13 protein-coding genes and 1 tRNA gene are annotated in these 13,277 nt (G+C 66.9%); 3 read left to right on the top strand and 11 right to left on the bottom strand.

The genetic code is table 11. The annotated features are described in order from the left end of the window. Nucleotide 1: 1 nt before the first annotated feature. Genes MHO01S_RS10570 through MHO01S_RS10560 form a run of 3 tightly spaced genes read right to left on the bottom strand, consistent with a single transcriptional unit; the run spans nt 2 to nt 2,705 of the window. Nucleotides 2–970 (bottom strand): amidohydrolase family protein, encoded by a 969-nt coding sequence (locus tag MHO01S_RS10570; RefSeq protein WP_061782268.1) that lies wholly within the window; start codon nt 968–970, stop codon nt 2–4. Nucleotides 971–973: 3 nt separating this feature from the next. Further along, the gene (gene ligK / locus MHO01S_RS10565; protein WP_060959873.1) at nt 974–1,666 is read right to left on the bottom strand and encodes a 4-carboxy-4-hydroxy-2-oxoadipate aldolase/oxaloacetate decarboxylase; all 693 of its coding nucleotides are present in this window, start codon (nt 1,664–1,666) and stop codon (nt 974–976) included. Nucleotides 1,667–1,676: 10 nt separating this feature from the next. Continuing rightward, complete coding sequence (locus MHO01S_RS10560) at nt 1,677–2,705, bottom strand: amidohydrolase family protein (protein ID WP_060959874.1); 1,029 nt, start codon at nt 2,703–2,705, stop codon at nt 1,677–1,679. A gap of 104 nt (nt 2,706–2,809) precedes the next feature. Here MHO01S_RS10560 and MHO01S_RS10555 point away from each other — a divergent pair, with 104 nt between their 5' ends. Beyond that, the gene (locus tag MHO01S_RS10555; protein WP_060959875.1) at nt 2,810–3,754 is read left to right on the top strand and encodes a LysR family transcriptional regulator; all 945 of its coding nucleotides are present in this window, start codon (nt 2,810–2,812) and stop codon (nt 3,752–3,754) included. Here MHO01S_RS10555 and MHO01S_RS10550 read toward each other — a convergent pair. After that, nucleotides 3,751–4,407: a nucleotidyltransferase domain-containing protein gene (locus tag MHO01S_RS10550; RefSeq protein WP_061782267.1), complete on the bottom strand. Its 657-nt coding sequence runs from the start codon at nt 4,405–4,407 to the stop codon at nt 3,751–3,753. The genes MHO01S_RS10555 and MHO01S_RS10550 overlap by 4 nt on opposite strands. Before the next feature lie 398 nt (nt 4,408–4,805). On the opposite strand from MHO01S_RS10550, the gene MHO01S_RS10545 reads away from it, so the two are divergent. Together MHO01S_RS10545 and MHO01S_RS10540 are read left to right on the top strand one after the other, a co-directional pair. After that, nucleotides 4,806–6,065, top strand: a complete 1,260-nt coding sequence (locus MHO01S_RS10545; RefSeq protein ID WP_231735109.1) for a calcium:cation antiporter family protein — start codon at nt 4,806–4,808, stop codon at nt 6,063–6,065. Nucleotides 6,066–6,075: 10 nt separating this feature from the next. Continuing rightward, the gene (locus MHO01S_RS10540; RefSeq protein WP_197425771.1) at nt 6,076–6,780 is read left to right on the top strand and encodes a metal-dependent transcriptional regulator; all 705 of its coding nucleotides are present in this window, start codon (nt 6,076–6,078) and stop codon (nt 6,778–6,780) included. A gap of 845 nt (nt 6,781–7,625) precedes the next feature. Here MHO01S_RS10540 and MHO01S_RS16490 read toward each other — a convergent pair. The 7 genes from MHO01S_RS16490 to MHO01S_RS10505 all read right to left on the bottom strand — a co-directional run bounded on the left by MHO01S_RS16490 (nt 7,626) and on the right by MHO01S_RS10505 (nt 13,271). After that, nucleotides 7,626–8,171, bottom strand: coding sequence for a HEAT repeat domain-containing protein (locus MHO01S_RS16490; RefSeq protein ID WP_157553780.1), 546 nt, complete (start codon nt 8,169–8,171; stop codon nt 7,626–7,628). Nucleotides 8,172–8,194: 23 nt separating this feature from the next. Continuing rightward, nucleotides 8,195–8,665, bottom strand: a complete 471-nt coding sequence (locus MHO01S_RS10530) for a DUF4265 domain-containing protein (RefSeq protein WP_060959879.1) — start codon at nt 8,663–8,665, stop codon at nt 8,195–8,197. Between the two features lie 269 nt (nt 8,666–8,934). Continuing rightward, nucleotides 8,935–9,453: a hypothetical protein gene (locus MHO01S_RS10525; RefSeq protein WP_060959880.1), complete on the bottom strand. Its 519-nt coding sequence runs from the start codon at nt 9,451–9,453 to the stop codon at nt 8,935–8,937. 666 nt (nt 9,454–10,119) lie between these two features. Next, entirely contained in the window at nt 10,120–10,590 is a 471-nt protein-coding gene (locus MHO01S_RS10520) for a DUF4265 domain-containing protein (protein ID WP_060959881.1), read from the bottom strand. A gap of 662 nt (nt 10,591–11,252) precedes the next feature. After that, nucleotides 11,253–11,325, bottom strand: a tRNA-Thr gene (locus tag MHO01S_RS10515). A gap of 76 nt (nt 11,326–11,401) precedes the next feature. Further along, on the bottom strand, nt 11,402–12,520 hold the full coding sequence (locus MHO01S_RS10510) for a tyrosine-type recombinase/integrase (RefSeq protein WP_060959882.1): 1,119 nt from the start codon (nt 12,518–12,520) through the stop codon (nt 11,402–11,404). Continuing rightward, nucleotides 12,492–13,271, bottom strand: coding sequence for a helix-turn-helix domain-containing protein (locus MHO01S_RS10505; protein ID WP_060959883.1), 780 nt, complete (start codon nt 13,269–13,271; stop codon nt 12,492–12,494). Before MHO01S_RS10505 ends, MHO01S_RS10510 begins: the two co-directional genes overlap by 29 nt. Nucleotides 13,272–13,277: the final 6 nt, after the last annotated feature.

The following is a 13,277-nucleotide window of genomic DNA, read 5'->3' as shown; positions in this document are numbered from 1 at the left end:
GTCATGCTCCTTCGCGTGAGAGTTCGGGCCAGTAGAGCCGCAGCGGGTTGTCGACGAGCAGCTTGCGCTGCAGCTCGGCGGTGGTCGCGATCTGCGGGATGTAGTCGACCAGCAGTCCGTCGTCGGGCATGTGGTCCTTCAGGTTGGGATGGGGCCAGTCGGTGCCCCACAGCACGCGGTCGGGGAACTCCTCGACGACGCGACGGGCGAAGGGGACGACATCGGTGTAGGCGTGCTGCTCGCCGTCGAGGGCACGGGGGCCGGTGACGCTCAGCCGCTCCGGGCAGCTGACCTTCGTCCACACGTTGGCGTTCTCGCGCAGGAAGCGCAGGAACAGCCCGAACTCCTCGCCGTCGACGTCCTTCGTGACATCGGGGCGGCCCATGTGGTCGACGACGACGTCCGTCGGGATGGCGCTGAAGAAGTCGTACAGGTCCGGGAGGTCCTGGGCTTCGAAGTAGATCACCACATGCCACCCCCACGGCGCGACCTTCTCGACGATGCGCGAGAGCGCGTCGGTGGGAACGGAGTCGACGAGCCGCTTGACGAAGTTGAAGCGCACGCCGCGCACGCCCGCGGCGTGCAGCGCGGCGAGCTCGTCGTCGCCGACGTCGGCCCGCACCGTCGCGACACCGCGCGCCCGGTCGGCGGCCCGCTCGAGCGCGTCGACGAGAGCACGGTTGTCGGCACCGTGGCACGTGGCCTGGACGATGACGTTGCGCGCGAAACCGAGGTGGTCGCGCAGGGCGAAGAGCTGATCGGCCGAGGCGTCGCACGGGGTGTACTTGCGCTGCGGCGCGTACGGGAACTGCGCACCGGGGCCGAACACGTGGCAGTGCGCGTCGACGGCACCGGCGGGCAGCACGAAGGCGGGGGTGCGGGGACCATCGAACCAGTCGAGCCAGCCGGGGGTCTTCTCGAACCCGCCGGTGGTCTGTCCGTGCCGCACGGCCGCGTCGGATGCCGTCATCTCTCAGTCCTCCACGTATTCCAGGCCGGCCGCGGCCAGCGGCTCGCGCATCCCGTACAGGTCGAGCCCCAGGACGCCGTCGCGGAACCGCTGCCGCTTGCTCTCCTCGTTGGCCTCGCGGGCGGCCGCGGCGTCGGCCACCGCGCCGACCAGCGCCCGCGGGACGACGACGACGCCGTCGACGTCCGCGACGATGACGTCGCCCGGATTGACGAGGGCGTTGGCGACGACCACCGGGACGTTGACGGAGCCCAGCGTCGCCTTCACGGTGCCCTTGGCGTTGATGGCGCGGGAGAAGACCGGGAAGTCCATCCGCTCGAGGTCGGCGACGTCGCGCACGCCGCCGTCGATCACCAGGCCGGCGCAGCCGCGGGCGGCGAGCGAGGTCGCCAGCAGCTCGCCGAAGAATCCGTCCTCGCTCTCGGTGGTGCAGCCGGCGGCGATGACGTCACCGGGCCGCACCTGCTCGGCCGCGACGTGGAACATCCAGTTGTCGCCCGGTTGCAGCAGCACGGTGACCGCCGGACCGCACAGCGTCGCGCCCGTGTAGACGGGGCGGATGTAGGGGCGCAGCAGCCCGACCCGCCCCATCGCCTCGTGGACGGTCGCGACGCCGAAGTGCGAGAGCCGCTCGACGTCGGCGGGATCGGGGCGGTCGATGACGGTGCGGACCAGTCCGAGATCGTTCAGACGCATGGGGTGCCTTTCAGAGACCGCGGGCCGCGAGGGCCCGATCGATGCGGGGGTAGACGCGGCGCGCGTTGCCCTCGAAGACCTGCTCCCGCTGCGGCGCGGTCAGGGTGGGCGTGGCATCCACGTAGCGCCGGGTGTCGTCGAAGTAGTGGCCTGTGCGCGGGTCGACGTCGCGGACGGCGCCGATCATCTCGCTCGCGAAGAGGATGTTCTCGGTCGGCACGACGCGGGTGAGCAGGTCGATGCCGGGCTGGTGGTAGACGCACGTGTCGAAGAGCACGTTGCCGAGGAGGTGCTCCTCGAGCTCGGGCTTGCCCAGCGCCATGGCGAGGCCCCGGAAACGGCCCCAGTGATAGGGCACGGCGCCGCCGCCGTGCGGGATCACGAAGGTGAGGTCGGGGAAGTCGCGGAAGAGGTCGCCCTTCAGCAGCTGCATGAACGCCGTCGTGTCGGCGCCGAGGTAGTGGTCTCCGGTCGTGTGGAACTGGGGCTTGCACGACGTGGACACGTGGATCATCGCCGGGATCTCGAACTCGACGAGCTTCTCGTACAGCGGATACCAGGAGCGGTCGGTGAGCGGCGGCGCGTCCCACCGCCCGCCCGACGGATCGGGATTGAGGTTGACGGTCACCGCGCCGAGCTCTTCCACGGCCCGGGTGAGCTCGTCGATCGTCGTCGCCGGGTCGACCCCGGGCGACTGCGGCAGCATGGCCCCCATCAGGAACCGGTCGGGGAAGAGCGCGCTCACGCGCGCGCAGAGGTCGTTGCAGATGCGCGCCCACGTGGCGCTCACCGTCGCGTCGCCGATGTGGTGCGCCATGAACGACGCCCGCGGGCTGAACACCGTGACGTCGCTGCCGCGCTCGTCCATGAGCCGCAGCTGGTTCGCCTCGATCGTCTCGCGGATGTCGTCGTCGGAGATCCGCAGCGCGGCCGGGTCCGGCTCCGCCCCCTCGCCGGCCGCGAAGGCGATCTGCAGGTCGCGCCAGGCGCCCAGCTGTGCCGGTGCCGTCGTGTAGTGGCCGTGGATGTCGATGATCAACGCTGGACCTCGCCGTTCGGATGTTGCCTTACAGCGACGGTAGTCAGCGCCGTCACTGCGGTCCAATAGATTCTGCGTAAGACATCTATCGATATCCTCTATAGATGTCGCTTCCCGACCTGAACCAGTTGCGCACGTTCGTCGTGCTGTACGAGCTGCGCAGTCTGACGGCCACCGCCGACCGGCTGCACGTGACGCAGCCGACGGTCAGCTACACGCTCGCCCGCCTGCGCGAGCGCTTCGGCGATGTGCTCTTCCGACGCGAGGCGAACGCGATGGTGCCCACCGCGCGTGCGACCGCGTTGTTCGCGCCGCTGCACGAGGCGCTGGCGCAGATCGACGCGGCCGTGAGCGAGGCCGACGTGTTCGATCCGGCATCCTTCAGCGGAGAACTGGCATTGGGGCTCACCTCGATCGGTGAGCAGACGTTCCTGCCGCCGATCATGGCGAGCCTCGAGCGGGCCGCCGCTCATCCGCGGCTGCGCGTGGAGCGCGTCGACGCCGACCACGTCGAGCACGAGCTGGTGCGGGGCACCGTCGATGTCGCCATCTCCGTCTCGCACCTCGTGAGCGCGCGGCTGTGGCGCTCGCGGGTGCGCAGCGTCGAGTACGTCGCCCTCTCCTCGCACTCCCACCCGCTCCCTGAGACGGGTGCGGACATGTTCGCCGGGCGACGCTTCGTGCAGGTCTCCTCGCGCGGCGGGCACATCTTCCCCGAGCAGTCGCTGGCCGAGCAGGGCCTGATCGACCAGGTCGCGCTCAGCGTCGTCGAGTACGCCACCGTCCCGGCGGTGCTCTCCGCCACCGACCTCGTCGTGCTGCTGCCCCGACACGTCGCCGAGGTCTTCTGCGGCTGGTTCCCCGAGCTGCGGATCGCCGAGTTGCCGTGGCCTGCGCAGAGCTCCCCGGTCGCCCTCTACAGCCGGCGCGAGGCGAGCCTCACGCCGGCGCAGCGCTGGTTCCGCTCACTCGTGCTCACCGCCGTGACCTCCGGCGAGTACGAGCCGGGTCACCCCGCAGAGCCCGACCGGCGACCGCTCGAGGACTAGACGGCCCGCCCCCGGTTCCAGCTGGATTTGGCCGGGGTCAGCGGACTGCGCACGTGGATCGCCCAGGTGGAGTGGGGATGGATGGTGAGGATGGCCCGCTGCCACCAGGACCGTTTCTCCTCCGACAGGTGGGGCAGCACGGCATCCTTGTCGAGGTCGTCCTCCGGCCGCGGACGCAGCGCCTTCCACACGAGCTGCACCTCCGGAGCTCCCGTGGGGATGCCGTCCAGGTCGAGGACCGCCGCATCCCACGGCAGCTGCAGGCGCGAGTCGCGACGGTACAGCCACGCCCGGTCCGAGCCGTCCTCCACGTTGAGTCGCAGCAGCCACTGCCCCCGCGCGTCATCGTGCACGAGCACCCGCTGCACGTCCGCATCCGCGGCGATCCGCTCCCACGGCACGAACTCGCCCTCGTCGCCCGACACCCACACGCTGTGGCCGTCGGGAAGCGCGGCGATCAGGGCCGGGAGCTCGCGCGCCGTCGTGCTCGCGTCGAGGTTCGTGCGCGGGCGAATGGTCTCTCCGAGCCAGCGGTCGAGTGCCGCCCCGCCCGAGAGCCACCACCGCGCGGACGTCTGCGCGAGCACGTCCGCCACCCGCTCGGGCGACGAGGTCGCCCATGCGGTCGCGGGCGTGGGTTGCGGCTGAGACACGTGCCGGCGACAGGATTCGAACCTGAAACCCCCGCACGACGGGAGCCACCTCTGGGCCGGGCCGTCGCACCGCGATGCGCGGTGTCGACGCCCCCACACTATCGACTGCGGCCCACCGCCGACCACCCGCCGACGCCGCGCGGGCGTCACACCCGCACCCCGTGCGAACGTGTGTGACGCGTCCAACTCTCAGGTGCCCGTGGACACACCCGCGGCGCGACGGGAAGGCTCAGGGGCGAAGGGGAGTAGTTCCGCCCGGCTCTGCGGGCGCGTCTGCGTCGACATGCTGACGATCACGATGATCCGTCCGGCGCAGCACCTCGACTCTCGAGGCGAACGAGACCTTCGGCCCTTTGTCGCGGCCGTGGTCCTTCCTCGGTCGCCCCGACGGAAAGACGATGATGCCCCCTGCCCTCATCCTGCGGATCACGGTATGCCTCGCGATCGCCGCCCCGGCCATCGGCTTGCGCATGACCGGCATCCACACCGTGCCCGTGCTCGACATGCTCATCTTCGGCTCTGCCGTGGTCGCCGCCGCATTCCTTCTCGCGTGGGCCGCCGAAGCGGCGCAGAAGGACATCTCCGGAGCGCTCGCCATCGCCATCCTCGCCCTCATCGCGGTGCTGCCCGAATACGCGGTGGACCTCTACTACGCGTTCCGCTCCGGGTCGGATGCCGCCTACCTTCCGTTCGCCGCCGCGAACATGACCGGATCGAACCGGCTGCTGCTCGGCTTCGGGTGGCCGCTCGTGGTCATCGTCGGGATCGTCGTCGCGAGCCGGGCCGCGCGCAGGACCGGCTCCCGGGCGCCGCGATTCCTCGCGTTGCCGTCGGAGAGTCGCCTCGACATCGGCTTCCTCGCACTCCTCGCCCTCACGGCTTTCGCGATTCCGCTCCTGGGCGCCATCCCGATCTGGTTCGGCGTCGTCCTGATCGCCGTGTTCATCGCGTACCTCTGGCGCGCCGGGCAGGTCCCGTCCGACGGCGAGGAGGAGTTCGTCGGCGCGGCCGCGCTCATCGTCGATCTGCCGAGGCGAGCTCGGCGCGCCAGCGTCGTCGGATTGTTCGTCGTGTCGGCGGCGATCATCCTCGCCTGCGCCGAGCCGTTCGCCGAGGCGCTCGTCGCGTCGGGCAGCACGCTCGGAATCGACAGCTACTTCCTCGTCCAGTGGCTTGCTCCCCTCGCTTCGGAAGCGCCGGAGTTCATCATCGCCGTGATGTTCGCTCTTCGCGGCATGGGGGCAGCCGCGATCGGCACGTTGATCGCGTCGAAGGTGAACCAATGGAGCCTGCTGGTCGGATCGCTCCCCATCGCCCACTTCTTCGGCGGCGGAGACCTCGCCCTCGCCCTCGATGCCCGCCAGGTCGAAGAGTTCGTCCTGACGGCGACCCAGACCCTCCTCGGCGTCGCGATCATCCTCGCGCTGCGCTTCCACCTCTGGTCGGCCCTGTCTTTGGCGGCGCTGTTCGCGGTGCAGTTCTTCGTGACCGACACCGGCGGCCGCTACGTGCTGAGCGCGATCCAGGCGTCCGCCGCGATCGTGGTGCTGTTCGTGCACCGCCGACACCTCCTGGTCACGCTCTCGGCTCCGTTCCGTCGACCGTCGGCGCGCACGTCGGATGCGGCATCCCTCCCCCCGCAACGCGCGACTGCCTAGGATGACGGGAATGTCGAAACCCGTCGTGAGCCGCATGGCCGAGGACTATCTGACCCTCATCTGGAAGGCCCACGAGTGGCCGGGAACGTCCGCATCCACGACGGAGATGGCCGCCGCCCTGGGCGTCACCGCGTCGACCGTGTCGGCGAACCTGAAGAAGCTCGCCCGCGACGGCCTCATCGCCTACGAGCCCTACGGCTCGATCGCCCTCAGCGACGCGGGTCGCACGGTCGCCGTCGAGATCGTACGTCGGCACCGCATCATCGAGACCTACCTGACCGAACGGCTCGGGCTCACCTGGGACCAGGTGCACGACGAGGCCAACCGCCTCGAGCACGCGGTGTCCGACCTCGTCCTGGATCGCATGGACGAGGTGCTCGGCCACCCGAGGTTCGATCCGCACGGCGACCCGATACCGGCCCGCGACGGATCCGTCGCCACCGTGGACTCGCGGCTTCTCACGCAGGTCGCGACGGGAGAACGCGTCACGGTGATCCGCATCTCCGACCGCCATGCCGACGTGCTGCGCTACCTCACCGACAAACGCATCGTCCTTGGTACGACCCTGACCGTCATCCACCACTCGCCCGCCGCCGGCGCCCTCGTCGTCACGATCGGAGACGACCGGCGCGAGCTGACGGCCGAAGCCGCCGCACACGTACGAGTCGTTGCGGCCGACAGCGGCGAGGCCGAAGAGCGCGACCGGCCACGCTGAGCCCTTCTCGACGTCTCGTCGCGCGTCTGACCCCCGTCTATCACGGCCACGACCTGCTACCGCGCAGGGTCCTCAATGAACTGCACTCGTGCGACGGTGCCACCGTCACACGAGTGGGTGGAGGTGCCGAACTGGGAGGTGTCCACAGCTCCATCCGTGAGAACAGCAACCATTGTGACCGTTGAACACAGCAGGCTAGCGTGAGCAGATGAGCGGCCGACCCCAGACACATTCAGCAACTCCCGCGATCGTCATGAGTCTCTCGATGATTGTCCTCGTCGGGCTGCCACTGCTCGCTGTCTTCATCGTGAGCACTGTCATCCGCGAAGTCCCAGCATGGCTGGCCGCCGCAGCACACATCATCTTGCTGCGTTAGTCACCGCATCCGCCGCTCTCGACGGATATTGCATCCGTCCGGTCGACGCACCCTGGGATGCAGGAGAGATCCGCATGCACGACGAAAGCGGTGATCGATACCGAGTGCCACGGAGAGGGATATGGTTCGACGATGTCGAGTAGGGTGGGCCCCTTCGCCACCCGCAGCGACGTGTCCACCATCTACCGAGGCGCTCGCTCTGGGACCGACCACCCTCCTTCCCCGTCGTGCCGCGGAAGTCAGCTGGTCAGGGTGTCAGAACGGTGCTGACTACAGGACTTGAATCTGCAACCCCGGGTCACGGGAGCGGGCTTCTGACGGGCTGACTTGCCGCGAATAGTGGCCTTAAGCCAGTCGCATACGCTTCCAGGCAGTGCCGTTCGCCACCCATTCGCCGACCGAAAGTCCGCAGCGGTGCGGGTGAACCAGTCGTCTTCGTGCAATGAGCGAGGGTCCGGCGGACGCGACCCTATTCGAGAACCTTCTGCGCCTCTTTGCGTACCCACGTGCGGTCATCCTGGAGAAGTCCGCCGAGCACCGAAGCGGGCAACCGCACCTTTCGCTTCCGGAGCGCCGACACGGCGTGCCCATTGACGTCACGATCCGCCAACAACCCCAACAAGACCTGATCCGCCTCCGGACGCTTCGACTTGGCGAACCCGAGCACAACCATCTCTCGTCCCCGCCCGTACCGCACATTCGTCGCCAGATCGACCAACTCATCGAAAGCTGCGTCATCCCAGGAGGTCTCCAGCGCGTTACCTGCGGCCCAACGAACACCCATATTTGACGGCACGTCAGCTCGACGGAAAAACCGAATGAGTGCGCTCGTCGCCGTCGGTCGCGCCCACGGAACGCTCAGCGCACGGACGATCTCCATCGCGACACGATCATCATCTGATCCTTCGAGCGCCTGTACAAGCACGGGGATCGCGCTGACGTACCGGAGCCCAGACCGACGCAGGTTTGCCAGCGAGTCGAAATGATACCCAAGGCGGCCGAGCTCTTCCAGCACTACCTCCTGGCCTCCTGGCGCGGTCACACTCTGCCCGTCTCGTAGAAGAGCCTGCCGTCAGCCTCCTGGGTTTGCAGATAGTCGGCGACTCGGGAAGCGACCCTCTGATTCTCCGCGTCGATCGCGATCAGCTTGGGGTTCCCCCGCTCCACCGCTCCTCCAAGACCCATCACACGGTCCTGGACCTCGGCCTGCGTCTCGGCTGAGAGGTCAGAGAAGAGCACGCGGAAGACGTAACGCCCTGAATGCTCCGTCACGCGACGGACGCTGAAAGCTCCTTCCGACGTCGTCTCGGTTTCGACGACGTCTCCGAGCGCGACGTCGTAGAGGAAGAACGGTATGCAGCAGACCTCGAATGTCGATTCGGTCAGCTGCCGGCACCACAGCTGCTCATATCGGTCCTGCTCCGGCAACGGCGCGACGACGATGAAGTTGGCACGCTCTCGCCAGATGGGCTCGTGGTGCGCCGTGTACTGCCTGGGTGTTCGATTCACTGTGGGCCTCCACGCCGCACGTCCCGAGAGCCGTCTCTCGGCGATGCCGGATAGCGATCCGCGCCCTCACGGCGTTGCAGGGCAGACAGATCCTCCGCTCCTTCTCGGATGACGGCGCGAGCATCGAGCTGCTGCTTCTGCCCTTCAGCTGTCGCCACGACCGATGCTCACGCTCCCCAGTCCAGTCCCCGGTTGCATCGCTCTCGTCGCCAGCCACAGCTGACCCGTGACTCCCCAGTAGACCGCCATGTCTGTGAGCTCCAGGTTTGTCACAGCATCCGCCCCCCGAGGAACAACGGGACTCGGTACCCAACGCAGTAGTCATGGCTGATCGGCAGCGTAGGCCCGCACTCATTCACCCACTCCAAGAAGAAGCCTGACGCAAGCGCAGCGTCTTCGTATTCGTGCAGCGTTGAGTCATGGAAATCGTCGAACGTCGCGGGGATCGTCAGGATCTCTCCCGTCCCGGGTTCGACGAGAAGCACCGATCGGAAACGTGCATCTTCCGCAGCCGCGGCGTCGAAGCCGAACTGACGCCCGAGCCAATCGAAGGCGAAGGGGCGGATGTCCGTCGTCGGGAACATCTCTGAGATCCACTGTGCTGCGGCCGGGCCCGACTCATCGTCATGCAGACGGTAAAGACCCCCACGAAACGAGGCCCCTGCGAACTCGTCCATGAAGGACGAGTATCCGGGCACCGTAAGCAGTGCGTCATCGCGCCAGGGCAGGCCTGCACTCGACACCACGTCGCGTCGTGCGCCGAACACGCGTCGGAACTCATCGAACATGAGGCTCCTTACCTATCGACATATTGCCACACAGACCCACGCCTCCGCCGCTCAGCGCCATCAACACGCCTCCGCCGCTCGGCGCCATCAATCTGAGCGCGTGAAGTGAACCCTCTGGTCCTCATCTTGCAAGCTCCACGGATAGTAGACGAGGTGCATCTGGCCAGCGAGAACGTCTCTTTCGAGAAAGAACACCGGCGACACAGGACATCCGGATCGATTATCGGCGAAGACGTCTATCTCGAACCCAAGCGCGTCATCTCTCTTCGGATACCCGCCCCATGTACCTTCCCAATGAGCGCGATCTGACCAGTCCAAGTCGGCTATATGAACACCCGACGCGGCGGTGTAACACCCGAGCTCGATGGGCCAATCTGCAGAATGAAATCGGCCGCCGGGTCCGAAGGTGAGCGTAATACTCTGCCTCCTGGGATATGCGAGGACCCAGTCGCCAACGACATCTGCTCTGGAAATTGCCGCCACACGATATGTCGGATTCATCACCCATAACACGCCGAGAAGCACCAATAATGCTGCAGCGATGCCGCTGAAGTGCGCAATCTGGCTCTCGGCCTTTCACTCACCACTGTATTTTTTCCATCCATTCGAAACAGAATCGATGGTCGATGAAATCATGCTGCGGCAAATTCCGCTGCAGCCTGGCGGTCACAGCCACCCCGTCTCGTAGATCATCTGGCCCACGCGACTCTCGGCCTGCAGCCACTCGCCAATCCGGGAAGCGCGAGCCGGGCTGTCAGCGTCGATCGCCAGCAATGTCGGCGTCGCCCATTCGATCAACCCTCCCGCGCCGATCGTCCACTGCTCGACCGCGCGACGGCTGTCCCGCGACGAGTCGAAGAAGTGCACACGAAAAACGAAGCGACCCGACCGTTGTCTCACGCCGCGAAACACGAAGCGACCCTCAGAGGTGGACTCTGTCTCGACGATGTCCCCCAGCGCCACGTCGTAGAGGAAGAACGGTATACAGCAGACCTCGAACGTCGACTCGGTGAGCCGCCGACACCACAACTGCTCGAATCGCCCCTCCTCGGGCAACCGCGCGTTGATGATGAAGTTCGCACGCTCCCGCCACACCGGGTTGGGATGAACCGAGTACCCACGGTCCGCGTTGGTCATTCTGGTACTCCCCACCAACTCGGCGCCAGCATCGTGAGCGTGATCCGCCGACACCGACCGGACTTCCAGATCGGCCGTTGACGCTCAGACATCCCCGGAGTCGCCGCCGCGCCGAGTCATGAAGACCCCGATCGAGATCCAGACGATTGACGCCACGGAGGCGCCCATGATGAACGAGGCGGCATCCATACCCCAGACCCTACATCTCGAGCACGGTTGGGCGAAGGAGTCAGCCGGTCAGGGCTTACAAAAGTGCAGGCCGCAGGATGTGAGCCTACAACCCCCGAATTATCGCGGCGGTCTTCTGATCAACCGACATTCTGCCCCGAACCGAAGTTCGTGACAGGCGTTCCTGGAAAGCAGATGCTGGCACTCGGTCAGAGGTCGAAAACGGGATGGCGCCGGATCGGGGGGTAACGCCGATCACGCATCTGGATCCCCATCATTGTCGTGAGCGCCCGATTCTCTCCCCAAGGTAACAGCGCCGAACAGAATGAGCACGGGGGCGATCCATTCGAACCAAACGGTGTAAAGGGGACCGTATGAAGGATTGAAACCGGCGAGAATGGCGATCAGGAGGATGCCGAAGCCGCCGAACCCGCCAACCACACCCACCCGCGAGGTGGGCGGAAGAGTCAGCTGGTCAGGGTGTCAGAGAACGGTGCCGGCTACAGGACTTGAACCTGCAACCCCCGTATTACAAGTACGGTGCGCTACCAATTGCGCCAAGCCGGCGAGGCCCGGAAACCCGGGCCAAATCGGGGTGTCTACGGAATACGAGGGTACGTCACCCCGCATAAACCCCGCACATTCATTTCGGCTCCCCGATCGCTCGCGGAGCCATCACAGAGTCTAGAGCGCTCGCCGCGGCCGTGCCGCCCACCGTCTTGCTCATGTAGACGTTCATCGTCAACGACGGGTTCGCGTGGCCGAGATACTCGGCGATCGCGCGGGCGGAGAGGCCGGCCTGATCGAGAGCGGTCGCCACGGTCTTCCGGAACGAGTGGAAGGTGTACTCGCCCAGCTCGAGTCGCTCCCGCGCCGCCTGCCACTCGTTCGCCGTGTTGCGACGATCTCTGCGCTTGAGGAAGGGGGTCGGGAACACCGGGCCGTCTCGACGCTCCCGGCGCACCAGAGCGGCGGCGACGGCCGCGGGCACGGTGATGCGCCGCTCCCCCGCCGTTGTCTTCGACTTCCGCACGGTCACTATCGCGCCGAGCGTCGGGATGCCGGCCGGCGCGACGATCTCCACGTCGGCCCAGTCGAGCCCGAGTGCCTCCGAGATCCGCACGCCGGTGCCGGCGAGGAACTCGATCAGGTCGACCATGTCCATCTGCTGCAGCCGCTCGTCGGCGCGGACCTTCGCGAGCAGCGTCGGCAGCTCGTCGACCGGGATTGCCGTCGACCCTTTCGCCTTCGCCTCCACGCGCGCGAGCTCCCGCACCGGGTTCGACTTCACGGCATCAGAACGGGCGGCGACGCCCATCATGCCCGACAGCACCGCACGCGTCTTCTTCGCCTGCCCGGGACCACGGTCGACCGCGACGTCGTCCAGGACGCGCTGCAGGCGGTCCGCCGTCGCCTCAGACACCGCGAGGTCGCCAATCCTCGGAATGATGACCTGGCGGACGATGTACGTGTAATCCTCGACCGTCCGCGGCGCACGCCCCGCCTTCTCGACGAGGAACCGCTCACCGAGATCCCGCACGCGCGTCTCCCGCTTCACCTCCACCGTCGTCGACTCCTGGATCTCCGTGAGAGCGCGCCGCAGCGCCGCTTCGGCCTTCGGCCGCGACGGCGCGAACCGCTCGACCTGCTTCAGCCGGCCCGACTCGAACCGGTAGCGTGCGCGCGCACGCCACTTCCCGGGCTCGACCTCGACCGTCGAGATCCGACCGTAGCTACTCAGCGGAGTTCGCGGCCGGGGCATCGTTTCCACCAAGCTCAAGCAGGCGCGAGCGTTCGAACTCGCTCCGGCGGTACGCCTCGATGTAGTCACGAGCCGCCTGCAGCCAATGCTCGTCGCTAAGGCCTGCAAAGGGCCCGAGTGTCACATGCTCCACTGATCGCCCCGGGGCGACGTTCTCTAAAGCGGCGATCGCGTCAACGAGCACCGCTGGCAGCTCCGGCACATCGGGAACGTCGTACCCCGCAGCAACGTAGTCGGACCACCGAGCACGCGAATTGGCGATCTCGACGAGATCTTGCTGCAGCGCGGTCTGGCCGAACGCGCCGTCGGACTCGATCCAGAGCGCGTTATGCCACCTCGCGTATGTCAGTGCTTCGGCGTATTTGTCGAGCGGGCCGAAGTAGGCGGGCTCAAGTGCCCCCCTGAATCCGCGTCCCGAGACCCATCCCCAGACGGTCGCCACGTCGGGGCTCGGAATCACCTCACTCGCAGGCAAGTCTTCCGTCGAGGGCAGGCCAAGCATCAGATAGGTGGGCGCGACGTTCAGCGCAGCAGCGAGAGTCATGACCTCCCCGACCGTGAACGAACTGCGCTTAGTCGAGCTGAGCATGCCGTTGAGCGTGTCCAAGCTCAGCGACCATCCAAGCTTTCGCAACTCGTCGCCGAGGCGGGCGATCGACCATCCCCGACGCCTCCTGAGTTCGTTCACCGAGCCGCGAATGCGGAGAGCGTATTCGCGCTCCCAGTCCTTGAGCGGAAGAGGGTTTGTCATGCACTG

It is taken from the genome of Microbacterium hominis NBRC 15708, assembly GCF_001592125.1.
GTDB classification, from domain to species: domain Bacteria; phylum Actinomycetota; class Actinomycetes; order Actinomycetales; family Microbacteriaceae; genus Microbacterium; species Microbacterium hominis.
Note: the sequence above shows the minus strand (reverse complement) of the source record. Positions and strands in the feature narration are given on the sequence as shown.